Origin of the sequence: Chthoniobacter sp., assembly GCF_040003245.1 — a bacterium.
In the GTDB taxonomy this organism is placed as follows: Bacteria; Verrucomicrobiota; Verrucomicrobiia; order Chthoniobacterales; family Chthoniobacteraceae; genus Chthoniobacter.
Map to the genome: position 1 here is coordinate 1 of NZ_JBDUCX010000171.1, position 14,710 is coordinate 14,710.

14 protein-coding genes and 1 pseudogene are annotated in these 14,710 nt (G+C 62.0%); 5 read left to right on the plus strand and 10 right to left on the minus strand.

Annotated features, from left to right (window positions below):
- The coding region (locus ABJF10_RS20960; RefSeq protein WP_348546562.1) for a hypothetical protein at positions 1 to 196 on the minus strand (196 nt) is incomplete at its 3' end.
- An 8-nt stretch (positions 197 to 204) separates the two neighbouring features.
- Here ABJF10_RS20960 and ABJF10_RS20965 point away from each other — a divergent pair.
- Both ABJF10_RS20965 and ABJF10_RS20970 read left to right on the plus strand, forming a co-directional pair.
- A complete protein-coding gene (locus ABJF10_RS20965) occupies positions 205 to 591 on the plus strand; it encodes a response regulator (RefSeq protein WP_348546563.1) in 387 nt (128 codons plus the stop codon).
- Positions 592 to 775: 184 nt separating this feature from the next.
- Positions 776 to 1,567 carry a response regulator gene (locus ABJF10_RS20970; protein WP_348546564.1) on the plus strand — a complete coding sequence of 264 codons (792 nt, stop codon included), beginning with the start codon at positions 776 to 778 and terminating at the stop codon, positions 1,565 to 1,567.
- A gap of 227 nt (positions 1,568 to 1,794) precedes the next feature.
- Here ABJF10_RS20970 and ABJF10_RS20975 read toward each other — a convergent pair whose 3' ends face one another.
- Together ABJF10_RS20975 and ABJF10_RS20980 are read right to left on the minus strand one after the other, a co-directional pair.
- Complete coding sequence (locus ABJF10_RS20975; protein ID WP_348546565.1) at positions 1,795 to 2,640, minus strand: hypothetical protein; 846 nt, start codon at positions 2,638 to 2,640, stop codon at positions 1,795 to 1,797.
- A 65-nt stretch (positions 2,641 to 2,705) separates the two neighbouring features.
- Positions 2,706 to 3,311: a transglycosylase SLT domain-containing protein gene (locus ABJF10_RS20980; RefSeq protein WP_348546566.1), complete on the minus strand. Its 606-nt coding sequence runs from the start codon at positions 3,309 to 3,311 to the stop codon at positions 2,706 to 2,708.
- A gap of 69 nt (positions 3,312 to 3,380) precedes the next feature.
- Here ABJF10_RS20980 and priA point away from each other — a divergent pair, with 69 nt between their 5' ends.
- Positions 3,381 to 5,606, plus strand: a complete 2,226-nt coding sequence (gene priA / locus ABJF10_RS20985) for a primosomal protein N' (RefSeq protein ID WP_348546567.1) — start codon at positions 3,381 to 3,383, stop codon at positions 5,604 to 5,606.
- A gap of 20 nt (positions 5,607 to 5,626) precedes the next feature.
- Positions 5,627 to 6,058 carry a hypothetical protein gene (locus ABJF10_RS20990; protein ID WP_348546568.1) on the plus strand — a complete coding sequence of 144 codons (432 nt, stop codon included), beginning with the start codon at positions 5,627 to 5,629 and terminating at the stop codon, positions 6,056 to 6,058.
- 263 nt (positions 6,059 to 6,321) lie between these two features.
- On the opposite strand, the gene ABJF10_RS20995 is transcribed toward ABJF10_RS20990, so the two are convergent.
- The gene (locus ABJF10_RS20995) at positions 6,322 to 6,717 is read right to left on the minus strand and encodes a cupin domain-containing protein (protein WP_348546569.1); all 396 of its coding nucleotides are present in this window, start codon (positions 6,715 to 6,717) and stop codon (positions 6,322 to 6,324) included.
- A 251-nt stretch (positions 6,718 to 6,968) separates the two neighbouring features.
- Between ABJF10_RS20995 and ABJF10_RS21000 the strand changes: the two genes are divergently transcribed.
- Positions 6,969 to 8,498: a toll/interleukin-1 receptor domain-containing protein gene (locus tag ABJF10_RS21000; RefSeq protein WP_348546570.1), complete on the plus strand. Its 1,530-nt coding sequence runs from the start codon at positions 6,969 to 6,971 to the stop codon at positions 8,496 to 8,498.
- A gap of 365 nt (positions 8,499 to 8,863) precedes the next feature.
- On the opposite strand, the pseudogene ABJF10_RS21005 reads toward ABJF10_RS21000, so the two are convergent.
- The 6 genes and pseudogenes from ABJF10_RS21005 to ABJF10_RS21030 all read right to left on the minus strand — a co-directional run.
- Positions 8,864 to 8,983 (minus strand): annotated as a pseudogene (locus ABJF10_RS21005) (hypothetical protein); the annotation flags it as partial.
- A gap of 635 nt (positions 8,984 to 9,618) precedes the next feature.
- Positions 9,619 to 10,329, minus strand: coding sequence for a HAMP domain-containing sensor histidine kinase (locus ABJF10_RS21010; RefSeq protein WP_348546571.1), 711 nt, complete (start codon positions 10,327 to 10,329; stop codon positions 9,619 to 9,621).
- 202 nt (positions 10,330 to 10,531) lie between these two features.
- On the minus strand, positions 10,532 to 11,509 hold the full coding sequence (locus ABJF10_RS21015) for a biotin--[acetyl-CoA-carboxylase] ligase (protein ID WP_348546572.1): 978 nt from the start codon (positions 11,507 to 11,509) through the stop codon (positions 10,532 to 10,534).
- Positions 11,506 to 12,348, minus strand: coding sequence for a carboxylating nicotinate-nucleotide diphosphorylase (nadC, locus tag ABJF10_RS21020; RefSeq protein WP_348546573.1), 843 nt, complete (start codon positions 12,346 to 12,348; stop codon positions 11,506 to 11,508). Before nadC ends, ABJF10_RS21015 begins: the two co-directional genes overlap by 4 nt.
- Before the next feature lie 83 nt (positions 12,349 to 12,431).
- Complete coding sequence (locus ABJF10_RS21025) at positions 12,432 to 13,733, minus strand: guanine deaminase (RefSeq protein WP_348546574.1); 1,302 nt, start codon at positions 13,731 to 13,733, stop codon at positions 12,432 to 12,434.
- 375 nt (positions 13,734 to 14,108) lie between these two features.
- On the minus strand, positions 14,109 to 14,710 hold a 602-nt coding region (locus ABJF10_RS21030; RefSeq protein ID WP_348546575.1), incomplete at its 5' end, for an ROK family protein.

The window sequence follows — 14,710 nt, forward strand, 5'->3', positions numbered from 1 at the left end:
TTACCGCGGGGACTTCGCTAACTTTTTGCAGAAAGGATGAAATATCCGGGCTAAGATCCTGAAACGCCGCGTTTGCTTGAGAATTCCGAGCCCGCTTCGGGAAGCGGCGAGAAACCGCTTTCGTTAAATACCGGCCGATATTTGGCTTGTCAGGGTGAAGACTATCGACTACAAAGCGCGCAGTGCTGTTTTGCATTTGCCTGTATGAAGACCTGGCCTTTCTCTCATCGAACGAAGATCCTCGCGGTGGATGACGAGTGTGGGTTTACGCGTTTGCTCAAGCTGGCGGCCAGCCACTACGAGATTCGGACTGAAAACGATCCACTCCGGGCGTTGGAGACCGCTGCGGAATTCCAGCCCGACATTATTCTCCTGGATCGTTTCATGCCGAAGATCAGCGGAGACTCCCTGGCCAGATCTTTTGAGGCGCATCCGAAACTGCACCACATCCCCATCGCGTTCGTGACGGCGACGGTGCCGCGGGATGACGAAGGGCGTTTTTGCACCCACCTGAACGGCCATCCTGTTCTCGTGAAGCCCGTCAGCATCGAGGAAATCGACCAATGCGTGCGGGCCTGCGTTAAGCCCTAGCCAGTTTGCCCGGTGGCGGAGAAAAGGGAGATACCCCGGTGACTGGTGGGCAGCGGAGTGCACTACAATGTTTAAAGTTATACGTATAACTATGTATAACCTTCCTGCTACTGGTGTGCAGTTCAGAGACGGCGCTGCGAGCCGGCACTTGTCACGCACCAGAATGGCATGATACTGCGGGCACATGAATGTGCGTTCGCGCGTCGATTTTATCCGGGATCGGGACGATGGGGTCGTCATTCTACTGGTTGATGATGAGTTGATCGAGGCGGAGTTATTTCGTGGTCTGCTCGAGGCGGAAGAAGACCTGGAGTTTCACTACTGCCAGCGCGTGGACGAAGCACTCGCGCAGGCCAATCAAATCCAGCCCACGGTGATCATGCAGGATCTTTCGATGCCCGGGGACCACGGCCTCACCATGATCAGCCGCTTCCGCGCGAATCCCGCGACCAAGGAGACTCCCGTTGTCGTCTTTTCCGGCCAGGAAGACGCACGGACCAAAAGCATCGCCTTCAGTCTCGGGGCGAATGACTACATCGTGAAGACCGTGGACCGGATCGAACTGCTGGCGCGTTTGCGCTATCACTCCCGCGCCTATTGGAACCAGCGCAAGCGCGAAGAAGCGACGCGGGCGCTGCGGGAAAGCGAGCATCAGCTCTGGGACAGCAACGCATCGCTCCTCGAATCGAATCGCAAACTCACCGAGGCGCTGGCCGAGGTGAAGCAATTGACCGGCCTGCTGCCGATGTGCGCCTGCTGCCGCCGGGTGCGCGACGAGGAAAACTACTGGAGCGAATTCAGCGCTTATGTCGCGAAACACACCGACCTGCGCTTGACGCATGGCTTGTGCGACGAATGTCTCGGGACGCAGGCCGAGAAGATGGGACTCACGCCGAAGCAAGTGGAGGAACTGACCCGAAAGTTCCAGAAACAGCGCCCGGTGAAGGACGGACCGAAGGGTAACGTCGCTTCCTAAGCGGCTCCATCGGCCGATAAAAAGGCTCCAACGATTTTTGCCGGGTAGGTGCCGGGATTCGTTGGAGCTGGAATTACTTTCCGTCGAATCTGAGCGCTGTCAACCTCTCACTTTCGCCCGTCACGGCGCCGGCTTGATGGTGAAGCTGGCGAGCAGTCGTTGGACGCCGGGTGCGGCGGCAGCCAGGCACACGCCGAGGAAATTTTGGAGCGAACGCGTCATGTTTTCTACCGTGGAGAAGGGGACGGTGGTGACGGAGTGGCTTTGGCCTCCTGGTCGAAACGTCGCGGTCCTGGATGGAGAAGGGGATTGTTGGTCCCGTAGAGCGCCCAAGGTCCGTTGGGCACATCTTGCGCCTCCACGAATTTCCAGTCGGTCACATCGGTAGTGATGAGACCGAGGTATTCCCGCACCGCTGGGGAGACGTTCAGGCCGGCACCGCCATTGGCATTCGGTTTCGGCTTCTCGTTGCCGAAGACATATTGCCAATGATCGCTGCCGTACGGCCCGCAATCGCTCCATTGCGCGTAGCACACTTTGCCCCCGGCATTGCGAATCGCCAGCCACCGGTCGCGGCACACCGATTTACCTTCCTCCACAAAAACTTCCTTGAACCAAGGGATCACCACCCTCGCTTCCGCCTTCGTCTGGTCCTTGGCGACATCATTGTAGGGGAGAGCGATGTAGAATGGATTCAGGCGCGGGATAAACGCCGCGGGAATGAAATGCTGGCGCTTCTCCGGCTTGGGATTGTCGAATCCGCCGTAGCTCGTCTCCCACTTCGGATCCCACGCACTCGCCCCGCTGCCCGCTTCTCCCTTCCCGGCGCTGCCGATCCAAAAGACCGTCGTCACGATCCCAGTCTTCCACGGATACTTGCTGGAAACCCTGGGCGCCGATGGAACCGTTGGCACGGTGACCAGCGGTTCGATGGAGAGCAGCGCCGCCTCGCGCAACTTCCGCGCGCTCTTCTCGAAATCCGCGGCGCTGGGCACCGCCGGATTTTGCGCGAAAAGCCGACCCGCGAAAACAAGGGTCACCCCGGCTATTGCGGAAAGGGGGATCGGACGCATCGCAATAGTCTACTCGTCGACGGCTTCCGAGGCGAGGCCATTCCTTGCTTGGGAACGTGGGCTCCCTAGTAGCCCGGATGGCCTTGGTAGAAGCGGTAGCGCGCGGTGATGTCCTCGATGTATTTGCGCGTGCTCGGGAAATCGATGGCCGCCAGCAAGTCGGCGGCGGTGGTCTCATCGCCGCGGCCGGAATCGGTGATCCAGCGTTCCACGCGGCCGTGGCCGGCGTTGTATTCGGCCAGGGCGAAGGGGATGGGATCGGCCTTTTGCTTCCAGCGATCGAGCGCCTTTTTGAAATACCACGAGCCCGCGTCGACGTTCGTCTTGGGATCGAAGAGATCGGTCGGGGCGAAGGTCTCGATCTTCATCGCTTGCGCCCAGTCGCGCGCCGCGGCTTCGCCCACCTGCATCAGCCCACGCTCGCCGCTCGTGCCCACCTTCTCCGTCTGGAAGGCGCTTTCCCGCCACGCGATGGCCTTGATGAGGAGCGGGTCGACGCCGCGTTTGCGCGCCAGATCGCCGATCAGTGCGTCGTAGCGCGTGTAGCGCGAACCGGCCAGCCAGGACTGCAACCGGTAGGTCGGGTCGGGCGCCGTGCCCAAGACCACGCCTACCGCGACGAGGGCAGCGAGGATGACGGCAAGGACGAGGCGTCGGAGAAAACGGGCCATGAGGTGCGCGTAGTCAAACAGCGGGACAAAAAACTTCGACAAAAAACCGCCTCATCGCATCTTCCACGCATGCCGAGATATGCGCGCGTGCTGGTCGACGATTCCGCCGGGAAGGCTTTTGATTATGAGCTTCCCGAGGCGGTCGCGGCTGTGCTCCAGCCCGGCGCGCGCGTCCGGGTGCCCGTGCGCACTCGCACGGCCCTGGCCACCGTCATCGAGCTGCTCGACGAGACGGATGTCCCCGGCGTGAAGCTCATGTCCGAGGTGGTGAGCGCCGAGCCGATTCTCAGCCCGCTGCTGCTCAAGCTCGGCACCTGGATGGCGGATTACTACTGCTGCTCGCTGGAAGCGGCGATGAAGGCGGTGCTGCCGAATGTGATCCGCAAAGCCGAAGTAGGGCACCAGACGCGGCTCTTCGCACGCCTCGCTCGCGAAGTGGACGAAGACGAGATCGAGAAGATCCGCAAGAAGGCGCCGTTGCAGGCCGGCGTGCTCGACCATCTCATCGAGGCTGCCCAACCCGTTTCCGTCACCGACCTCGCCGAGAAGTGCGACGCCTCGCACGCCGTGGTCCAGGCGCTGGTGAAGAAAGGGCTCATCGTGACCGAGGCCTCACGCGTCGAACGCGACCCATTCGGCGACGAATCTTTCGTCCACGCCGCCCCGCTGGCCATGAATCCGGAACAACTGGCCGTCTTCGAGCAATTGCGCCGCGCGATCGATCACACACCCGGTGAAGCCCCCAAGCCGATCCTGCTGCACGGCGTCACCGGCAGCGGCAAGACCGAGATCTATCTCCAGGGCATCCACCTCGTCCTCGAACGCGGCCAGTCGGCCATCATGCTCGTGCCGGAAATTTCACTCACGCCGCAAACGGTCGAGCGTTTCAAGTCGCGCTTCGCGACCACGCGGCACGAGGTCGCGGTGCTGCACTCGCATCTCAGCGAAGGCGAGCGGCACGACGAGTGGCACAAGATCCGCGACGGCCGGGCGCGCATCGTCATCGGCGCGCGCAGTGCGATCTTCGCCCCGTGCGCGAATCTCGGCCTCATCGTGGTCGATGAAGAACACGAGAACACCTACAAGCAGGAGGAAACGCCGCGCTACCACGGCCGCGATGTCGCCGTCCTCCGCGCCAGCATGGAGAAGTGCGCCATCGTCCTCGGCAGCGCCACGCCGTCGCTCGAGAGCTTTCACAATGCGCAGACCGGCAAGTACGAGTTGCTGCGCATGGTCGCCCGCGTCGATGACAAGAAGATGCCCTTCATCCGCGTGGTCGACCTGCGCATGGAATCGAAGAAACACGGCGCGATCCTTTCGGAAAAGCTCATCACCGCGATCAACGACCGCATCACCAAACGCGAGCAGACCATCCTCTTCCTCAACCGGCGCGGCTTCTCCACGTCGTTGATTTGTGAAAAGTGCGGCCACGTCTGCGAGTGCCCGAATTGTTCCGTCGCCCTCACCTTTCACCGCGCTGCCGCCCGCACCGTCTGCCACATCTGCGGCTACCAGGCCGTCGCCCCGGCCAAGTGCCCCGAGTGCCGCGACCCCGGCATCAAGTACACCGGCACCGGCACGGAAAAAGTGGAGGACGCCGTCAGCCGCCTCTTCCCCAAGGCCGTAGTCAAGCGCATGGACGCCGATGTCATGCAGCGGCGCGACGCCTTCCGCGAAACGCTCACCGCCTTTCGCGTCGGCAAGATCGATATCCTCGTCGGCACGCAAATGATTGCCAAGGGCCTGCACTTCCCCAACGTCACCCTCGTCGGCATCATCAACGCCGACCTCGGCCTGCACCTGCCCGACTTCCGCGCCGGCGAACGCACCTTCCAATTGCTCACCCAGGTCGCCGGCCGCGCCGGCCGCGGCGACGTCGAAGGCGAGGTCTTCGTGCAATCCTTCACCCCGTTCAGCCCCTCCATCCAGCACGCGCGCCATCACGATTTCGACGGCTTTTGGGAACAGGAGATCGAGTTCCGCCGCCAATGGGAATACCCGCCCTTCACCCACATGGTGCTCATCATCATCCGCTCCACGCACCAGCAGCGCGCCAGCTTTTCCGCCGAAACATTGCACCGCCGCCTGAAGGAAGAACTTCCCCCCGGCGTCACCCTTAGCGAACCCGCGCCCGCCCCGCTGGAAAAATCCCACGGCAGTTATCGCTATCATCTCATGCTCCGCACCCGCTCCATCCTCCGCCTGAGCCGCCACCTCCGCGCGGTTATCGACAAACTCACTTTTCCCGAAGACGTCTTCGTGACGGTGGACGTGGACGCATACCAGTTGATGTGACGCGACAACACAATTGAAATATGCCGTCCGATCCCGACTCGCTCAAAGTTATCATAGATAACATCTACGAACTGATTGCGTCTGAACAATACGACGAAGCAGAGCATCTGCTCGGATGTATCCCAGATTTGGAGAAACACGACCCGGAACTGCTGTTCTTCAAGGCCATTTGCGAATACGAGGCCGGGCGCGATGTGGAGTGCCTTCAGCTACTGTCCGATTTCCTAAACAGGGCACCCCGCCACGTTAAAGCGGACTATTCTGTTTTCACGGCAGCGATCTGTCTGGCCAATCTGGGAATGGAAGAAGAGTCCCTACCTTTGCTAAATACCCTCCCGGTGAGCTATCCGGATTTGATAGACGAAAAACAAAGTATTTCAGCGAAGGTTCAAATTAAAGCGCAGGCTAAAGTGCATGCCGAAGCGATTGCGAAAATGAGCAGAAAAAGATGAGCCTGCGCGGCTTCTTTCGCGATGTGTTTTCGAGGTGAAGCGTTGCCGGAACTGAAGCGGTTCTGGACGCCGGAGGCGTAATGGAGATTAGCCGGTCGGCGTCAGCCACCGGTAACGATTGTCACGCGCATCTGCCCCGGAGAGGGCAGTGGATTTCTGCCGCCCCGTTGGGGCGTATCCGTTTCGGATTCTATTCCGGTGGCTGACGCCGACCGGTTAATCTCCGCAACGCCTCCGGCGTCCAAATGCGGCACATCGCGGGTTCAGCCTAGGTACTGCTCGTCGGTCACTTTCTCCATCCACTCCACGGGCTTCCCGTTGAGCTGTTCCTGAATGGCGATGTGCGTCATCGCGGTCGTGGGCGCGGCGCCGTGCCAATGCTTCTCGCCCGGCGGGAACCAAATCACGTCGCCCGGCCGGATTTCCTCGATCGGCCCTCCCCAGCGTTGCACCCGGCCACAGCCCGCCGTCACGATCAGCGTCTGCCCCAGCGGATGCGTGTGCCAGGCGGTGCGGGCGCCGGGCTCGAACGTTACCGCGTTGCCTGCCGCCCGGGCCGGCTCCGTGGCGGGGAACAGCGGATCGATACGCACGGTACCGGTAAACCAATCGGCCGGGCCCTTCGCGGAAGGTTGGGAGCCACTTCTTTTGATTTCCATGAGAAACTTCGAGTGAGGGGTAAGGTTCGTATCAGTTGCTGTGACGTTCACTCTGAGGGCAGTGTCTACCAGAGATCGTTGCCGGGCAACAGGCCCCGAGGGCCGCTCGGTCGACAAAGCTGGAGCTTCGCAGACAAGTGCGTGCCCAAGCAGGAGCTTGGGCACGAGCGCAAATTAGGGCACCATCCGGCGGATATCTTCACTCGTAGCTTGCCAGTCAACACGCGTTGCCTAAACCGGAGGTAAGACAGATGAGAGAGGACACCAAAAAAGAAAACACCAAGACGCAGCCTCTTGTTTTCATTTCCTATTCGCACGATTCCGAGGACCACAAAACGTGGGTTCGCGAGTTGGCAACGGCGCTTCTCGGGGTGGGGATCAATGTAATCCTCGACCAATGGGAGATCGGTCCTGGTGACGAAGTCCCGAAATTCATGGAGCAATCTGTGCGTCGAGCGGGCCGGGTGATCATGATTTGCACCGAGCAGTACGTCCGGAAGGTGGATGACGGAAAAGGCGGAGCCGGATACGAAGCGATGGTCGTTACCAGTGAACTCGTACAGGACTTGGGGACGCGCAAATTCATTCCGCTCATCCGGCAGTCTGGCGAAAAAGGAACGCTTCCGGCGTGCGTCTCAACGAGATACTTTGTCGATTTCAGCAAGGATGCGCTTTTTACGGAAAAGCTAGAAGAACTGGCGCGTAACATCCAGGACGCTCCGCGGTTTGAGAAACCTCCGCTCGGGAGGAATCCTTTTACCGCTGCTGCCCCAACTCTACAACAGGACTCTGTTGCTACGGATGAAATCACGGAAGCCGAACCATTCGCCATCTACGAACGCGCCCTAGCGTTCGCGAACGCCGGTGATTTCGCCAAGTGGCGGGAATTAATCCAAAAGCAGCGAAGCGATGCCGCCCGAGCCATCCTCTTGTGGAAAGAGAACAATCAGAGCAGCTTTCCCACTCTTAAAAAAGATCTCCCGGGGTACTTTCTCCCCGCGGTGGCAACGCACGGTGGTCTCTTTGCGGCGGCTTTTGGGGTCTTCGATTCGAAAGACGAACGGTTCCACAATCAATTGAGCCTATTGGACACGCTCAGGAAACCGAAGGGATGGGAGCGAGGCGGTAACACCTTTTGGGTTATGCTTCCCGATCTCGTCCTGTTCGCTTATCAAGCCTTGCTCGGGGCTCTCGCGCTGAGCCGGCATCGTCCGGAAATCGCATACAATCTTGCCGTCACGCCGATTGCCGAACAGCAATCCGGGAGAGATGCGCACCCCCTGTTCCGGAGCCGCCAATTCATCGGTTGGCCCGACTCCCTTGAACACACATGCACGCTGGGGTGGACTTTTCTTCAAATGGCCGTTCGCCAATGGAATTGGCTTTGGAAACTATTTGGTAGCGAGGAAGATACCCTCGCCGCGATCATTGCTTACTATCTCTTCATCAACACGGTGGACTTTGTGTCTGCAACAAAAGCCGCACGAAACGAAGATGGGGAGCTGCGTGAGCTGAACCCGCCCTTATTCATCCGTCGTCGCGACGATGATGCCCAGATGGCGCGGAGGGCTTGTTCTACGACGCGTCTAAATTCATCGGAGACATGTTTGCAGAGAATGGAATCGCCCAGGACGTTCTGCCTGGCTTGTGGAATGAATGGATCCAAAATTGTGAGCGGTGGATTTTGGAGGTTTATCGTGAGAGCAGAAGCTACCATGACATGTCGGTCCCGCACCGTGAGCTTCCAAGCATGCTCTTCCGTGGTTCAACCAGGCGATTGATCGATTAAATCGTCATTGCGGTGTCCGCACCCCTTTCTCGAAGATCGCATCAACCAGATTCCGGCGATTCAATTGCGCTCCAGCAATTGGGCTTCCGCTACCTCAACCCCGAGGACGTGGCGGTCGAGTGGCGGGGGAAGAACAGCCAGATGTTGCTCGAAGCGATTTTGCTTCGAGGTCGGGGGTAGGTGATCAGGCGCGCGGCAGATCAAAACCCTGAGGCGCGCGCGTCCGAGAAGGCGGCGAACTTACTGCACCGGCGCCATCAGGCGTGACGAGCGGGCGGCGAAACGAAACCACCACGGGCGGGCGGTGAAATCCGTCGCTATCGTGCGCGTGCTGCGGGTGAAGTCGTCGGCAAACATCGCTTCCATCTGCCGCAGGGCGGACGGTTCGGCGAAGAGCAGGGTGATCTCGAAGTTCAGCCGGAAGCTGCGATTGTCGAAGTTCGCCGTGCCAACGCCACCGTCGTCTACGAGAATGGCTTTCTCATGGGGAGGGGGGCGCCTCGCCGCCCGCCCTGCCTATCATTTTGTGCTTGACTTTTCGGGAATGTCATGCGACTATCGAGGCTTGAAATGGGATGGAGTGAAACGCCGGCTTCGGGGTATTCCGGAGGGGAGGGGAGAGGTTCTTTGATACATCCAAAGCGGCAAGTAGCTTGATGCAAATGAAATGCATTAAGACATCCCGTTTGCCTGCGGATCGGGCTGCCAACGGCCTTGATTGGCCTATTGCCGGCTCAGGGTAAAATTAGCCTGGTCAAAGCCGGTCAAGGCGAGTCAAGGCTGGTAAAGGTCCATTTTTTCCGGGGCCGGCGCCTCCGTGTAAGATATGCTCCGGACTTCGTAATGCCAATTCGTGGCATTTACGGTGTCGGATCCCTGCCGGGCGTGGCAGTAAAAATCCGGGGAGCACATTCGTCCCGAGTGTTGGCGAAGGCGTCCCCGCCTTTGCGGACTTCCCCCCGGGCGGGGCTATGAAAGACCAACGCGCGTTATGGCTGTGGCGTCGGAGGCGGAAGTTCGTTTCGGCGGGACGCCGAAACCAGCACTCGGGACGAGTGCGCTCCCCGGAGTTCTGCGTCCGCGCTTTCCTACGAGTCCACGCTTCTACGAGTCTACGAGTTCTCCGAGCGGGAGGGGAGCAGCATCTGGAAAGCGGTTTTGCCCGGCACGCTCTCGAAACGGAGGATGCCGCCCATCTGCTGGACGAAGCCGGTGGCGACGGTGAGGCCGAGGCCGGTGGCGTTTTGCTTTTTCTTGGTCGAGAAGAACGGCTGAAAGATGCGCTCCCGCATTTCCACCGGGATGCCGGGGCCTTCGTCGGTCACGGTGATGGAGACCCACTGGAGGGCCTGCTTGGCGGGGGTGCCGGGGGGCTTGTGCGCGGAGCTGACGACGATCTTCACATCGCCGCCGGTAAAGGTGGCCTCGATGGCGTTGCGGACGACTTCGAAAATGGCGGATTTCACCCGGGTCGCGTCGCCCCAAATGGCGGGCAAGTCATCCGGGCATTCCAGGCGCAGCTTGGTGTGGGGTCCGCACAAGGCGTCGAAGGACGGCTTGAGCATGTGGATGAAATCGTGGAGCTTGATCTCGCGCCAGACGACGGCCGGCGGGCGGACGAGCGAGTGGGTGCGGTCCATGAGCTCGGAAGCGGCGCGCGCGCCTTCCTTGATTTTGGCGAGGCCTTCGCGGGTGTCGCGGTCGAGCTTTTGGTTTTCCATCAGCAGTCCGAGGTACCCATGAAAGAGGGTGAGGATGTTGTTCATCCGGTGCGCCAACCCGCGCACGAGCTGGTCCTGAAATTCCGAGTGTTCGATCTGCATGAGGGCCAGATATGAAAAAGCAGAAGCCGTGCTTGGGGGGTGATGTTTTTGGAAACCGTTGAAATACGTAGGGCGGGGCGAACTTTCGGCCCCTATTTGGTCCGGTGGGCCCAGTGGGCTCCATTGGCTGTGTGGGCTCCATTGGCTCCATTGCGGAAAACCGCCTATTGGAGGCCCAAAATGCCCTATTTCGATCGGCCGTTCAGTTGGCGATCACGGTCACCTCGCCGGCGCTCAGGCGATTGAGGGAGCCGTTCGAGCCGCGCAGGACCAGGTGGCCATCGGCGTCGAGTTCCTCCGCCCGGCCTTCCATGATGGTGTGGCCGGATTGCACCTGCACCCAGCGTCCGAGCAGCAGGCTGCGGCGGGCGGCTTCGGCGATCATGTCGGGAAAGGCCGAGGCGATCTGCGGCAGCCGCGCATCGAGATCGCGCAGCAGATTGGCGGCGAGGGTGGGCCGGTCGATGGTGCGGCCGGTGACCATGTTCAGGGACGCGGCCTTGCCGGCGAGTTCCGCAGGAAAATCGCCGGGGGCGTGGTTCACGTTCACGCCGATCCCCACCACGGCGAAGGGCTGGCCGTTCACGTCGGTGCCGCTTTCGGCGAGGATGCCGGCGATCTTTTTGCCGGAAAGGAAGATGTCGTTCGGCCACTTGATGGATACCGCCAGGCCGAGGGAGCTTTCGATCGTGGCGGCGAGCGAGACGGCGGCCCAGGTCGTGAGGCGCGGCCAGGCGTTGGTCGGGAACTCCGGGCGCAGCAGCAGGGAAAACCAGAGACCCCGGTAGGGGGCCGATGCCCAGGCGCGGCCGAAGCGCCCGCGGCCGGCGGTCTGCCGCTCCGCGAAGATGACCAGCCCGCCCGCAGAGCCCTGGCGCCCGCGTTGCGTGGCGGAGTCATTGGTCGAGGCGGTCTCGGCGAAGACGACGATTTCGCGCGCCAGCGCGCAGGGCCCGAGGCGCGCGTGCAGATCGTCGGCAATGAGACGATCGGGCGAGCGCAGCAACCGGAAGCCGAGACCGGGGCGCTCCTCGATCTCAAAGCCCGCGTTGCGCAGTTCCGTCAGCCGGGCCTCGATGTTGGCGAGTGGCGCGCCGAGCTGGCCCGCGAGGTCGGTGGCGAAGAGATGCACCTGCGACGCGTGCAAGATGGCCAGGATGCGCGCGTCGAGACCGCTCATGTGAGTTCCAGCGAGAAATCAATGGCGCGCGGCGAATGAGTGAGCGCGCCCACGGAGATGAAATCGACGCCGGTCGCGGCGATCTCGGCGACGGTCTCGAGGGAGACCCCGCCGCTGGCTTCCAACTGCACGCGTCCGCCCGCAAACCGCACCGCCTCGACGAGCTCGGCGGGGCGCATGTTATCGAGCAGGATGACGTCGACCCCCATCAACGTCAGAAAGCGCCGCACCTGGTCGAGCGTGTCGGCCTCGAGCTCGATGCGCAGGCCGGGATTCTCCGCACGGCATTTGCGGATCGCCTCTTGCAGATGCCGCAACTCCGTCTCGGCGGCGAGGTGGTTATCTTTGACGAGCACCATGTCGAATAAACCGAAGCGGTGATTGTGCCCGCCTCCAGCGACGACCGCGGCCTTTTCCAAGGCGCGCAGGCCGGGCGTGGTTTTGCGGGTGTCGAGGATGCGGACCTTGGTGCCGGCGACGGCGTCGACATAACGGCGCGTGAGGGTCGCCACGCCGGAAAGACGCTGGAGGAAATTCAGGGCGACGCGTTCGGCGGTGAGGATCGAACGCACGGAGCCGGTGACTTCGAGCACCGTCTGCCCTTTTTCCAAGTGGCTGCCGGAAGCGCGCAGGATCGCGATCTCGGCCTGCGGGTCGACGCGCTTGAAGACCTCGGCGGCGACCTCGACGCCGGCGACCACGGCGGGTTCCTTCGTAAACAGGCGGGCGGTCCGGCGTTCGAGGCCCACGAAATAGCGCGACGTGAGATCGCCGCGACCGATGTCCTCGGCGAGTGCGATGGCGATCGGATCGTGCGTCGTGCGAGCGGCGACGGGCAAAACGTGAAGTGGCGGCTGTTCAGGCACGACTGCGACCCTAAATGCCGCCTGTGGTCTGCGGCAATGCCGTAGTCGTCCGCCTCCTAGAACAACTCCGGCTCCGGCGCGCGATAGACGCTGCGTCCGCGGACGAAGGTCTCGAGCACGGCGTGCGGACCTCCGCGGTAGATGCACAGGCTGGCGACGTCTTCGGCCGTGAGATCGGCGGCGTTTTTGGCATTCTGCCGATAGGGGAGCAGCGCGCCGAAATCCATGATCGTGAGGTCGGCTTCCTTGCCGATCTCGAAGCTGCCGATCGTGGCGCCCTTGCCGAGGGCCTCCGCAGCGCCCTGGGTGGCCAGGTGCAGCGCGGCGGCGGGCGAGGGAATCGGCGTGTCCGGCTCGTAAAAGGAACGCGCCTTTTGCGACTCGATGGCCGAGCGCATGACCTGCCAGAGATTCAGCTCCGGCCCGGCGGCGACATCGCTGCCGAGGCCCACGCGCAAGCCGGCGGCGCGGATCTTTTCCAAGGGGAGGATGCCGCTGCGGAGGAAGAGATTGGCGCTCGGGCAGTGGGCGACGCTGGCACCCGCCGAGGCGAGAGCGGCGCGTTCGCGGTCGCTGAGATGGATGCAATGGCCGAGCACCGTGCGCGGGCCGAGCATTCCGCATTTCTCGTAGACCTCGGTGTAATCCTGCGCCCAGGTGAACTGGTTGCGCACCTTCTCGATCTCCTCGCGGTTCTCCGCGAGATGCGTCTGGAGATAGGCGCCGTGTTGCGTGGCCAGCTCCGCGGCGCCGCGCATGAGCTTCTCGCTGCAGGCCACGGCGAAGCGCGGGCTGAAGGCGTATTCGATGAGGCCATTCGCCGCGCCGTGCCACGCCTTGCACAGGCGCTCGCTTTCGTGGAGCGAGATGGACACGACCTTCGTCGGCTGGAGATTTCCGTAGCTGCCCACGTCCATCATCATCTTGCCCATGATGATGCGCAGGCCGCTTTTGGCCGCCGCGTGAAAGGCCGCCTCGGTGCTGTCTTCGTAGATGGCGGTGTAAAGCATCGCGGTGGTCGTGCCGTGGCGGGCCAGCTCGGGGAAAAAGGCCGCGGCTTCGCGCTTGCCCTTGGGACCGGTGAACTCGCGCTCCAGGGGAAAGATCTGCGTGCGCAACCAGGGGAGCAGCTCGCTCGTGCCGCGCGCCACCGCCGGGTACTGCGGCAGGTGGGCGTGCAGGTCAATGAGCCCGGGGAAGATGGCGACGCGCTTCGACTGCAGCCAGCGCACGGGTTGGGCGCGCGGCTTGCGGGCGAGCGTTTCGTAGTCGCCGATCTCGATGATCTGGCCGTCGTCGATGACCAACCCGCCATCGCTCCACGAGCGCAGCTTGCCGTATTCGGGTGCGTCGATCAAAAAGCCTCGGAGGCCGAAAAGGCCGGAACTGGGAGAGGCGGGGCGGGAACTGGGAGCCGGGTCAGGGATCAAACGAGAGAGGGCTAAAAAAAGAATCCGGGCCGTGCATGCCAAGGAAACGATTCACAGCTAAATCGAAAAGCACATGCACGACCCGGAAATCCCCTAAACTTGCACGATTCGACAGACGTTGTGAGAGGTCGTTCAAAATAAAATGCGCTTTTTTTGCGATTAAATGGGGATTTTCGGCAATGGAGCCAACAGAGCCAATGGAGCCCACCCAGCCAACCCAGCCAACCCAGCCAATGGGGCCAACAGGGCCAACAGGGCCAACAGGGCCAACAGGGCCAACAGGGCCAATGGGGCCAATCGAACCTACCCCGCCGCCTCCAGCGCCAGGGTCGCGTTGCCGATGATCCCCGCTTCATTTCCGAGCGCCGCGGGGACGATGCGCAGGTTTTCGTGGAAGAGGGGCAGGGTGCGCTCCCGGATCGTCCGCCGGATGGGATCGAACAGCAGCTCACCCGCCTTCGCCACGCCGCCGCCGATGACGATCGCATCGGGATTGAGCAGCCAGATCGTATTGACCAGCGCGCAGCCCAGCTCCAGGCCCACATTCTCCCACATCTGCTTCGCGATCTTGTCGCCGGCCTCGGCCGCCTTTTGCAGGTCGAAGGGCGTGCACTCCTCCACCGGCACATCGCGCCCGGCCACCTTGTAAAGCTGCGCCGCCCGCGCCGCGATGCGGTGGTTGCCCACGAAGACCTCCAGGTCGCCCGGGTTGTTGTAAAGCCCCGGCGTCCCCCGGTAATCGATGCTCGCATGCCCGATCTCCCCCGCCGCGAGCTGCGCCCCGCGATACAGCCGCCCATCCAGGATCAGCGCCCCGCCCACCCCCGTCCCGAGCGTGATGCACAGCACATGCCGGCAGTTCTTCGCCGCGCCGTATTTGAACTCCCCGTAGGCCATCGCCTTGG

Excerpts from the sequence above, each read along its gene's own strand:
- ABJF10_RS20995 (WP_348546569.1), bottom strand. The coding sequence starts at position 6,717 with ATGGAAATCAAAAGAAGTGGCTCCCAACCTTCCGCGAAGGGCCCGGCC.
- ABJF10_RS20990 (WP_348546568.1), top strand. The coding sequence starts at position 5,627 with ATGCCGTCCGATCCCGACTCGCTCAAAGTTATCATAGATAACATCTAC.
- ABJF10_RS20965 (WP_348546563.1), top strand. The coding sequence starts at position 205 with ATGAAGACCTGGCCTTTCTCTCATCGAACGAAGATCCTCGCGGTGGAT.
- ABJF10_RS20970 (WP_348546564.1), top strand. The coding sequence starts at position 776 with ATGAATGTGCGTTCGCGCGTCGATTTTATCCGGGATCGGGACGATGGG.
- ABJF10_RS20975 (WP_348546565.1), bottom strand. The coding sequence starts at position 2,640 with ATGCGTCCGATCCCCCTTTCCGCAATAGCCGGGGTGACCCTTGTTTTC.
- ABJF10_RS20980 (WP_348546566.1), bottom strand. The coding sequence starts at position 3,311 with ATGGCCCGTTTTCTCCGACGCCTCGTCCTTGCCGTCATCCTCGCTGCC.
- ABJF10_RS21010 (WP_348546571.1), bottom strand. The coding sequence starts at position 10,329 with ATGCAGATCGAACACTCGGAATTTCAGGACCAGCTCGTGCGCGGGTTG.
- ABJF10_RS21000 (WP_348546570.1), top strand. The coding sequence starts at position 6,969 with ATGAGAGAGGACACCAAAAAAGAAAACACCAAGACGCAGCCTCTTGTT.
- ABJF10_RS21015 (WP_348546572.1), bottom strand. The coding sequence starts at position 11,509 with ATGAGCGGTCTCGACGCGCGCATCCTGGCCATCTTGCACGCGTCGCAG.
- priA (WP_348546567.1), top strand. The coding sequence starts at position 3,381 with ATGCCGAGATATGCGCGCGTGCTGGTCGACGATTCCGCCGGGAAGGCT.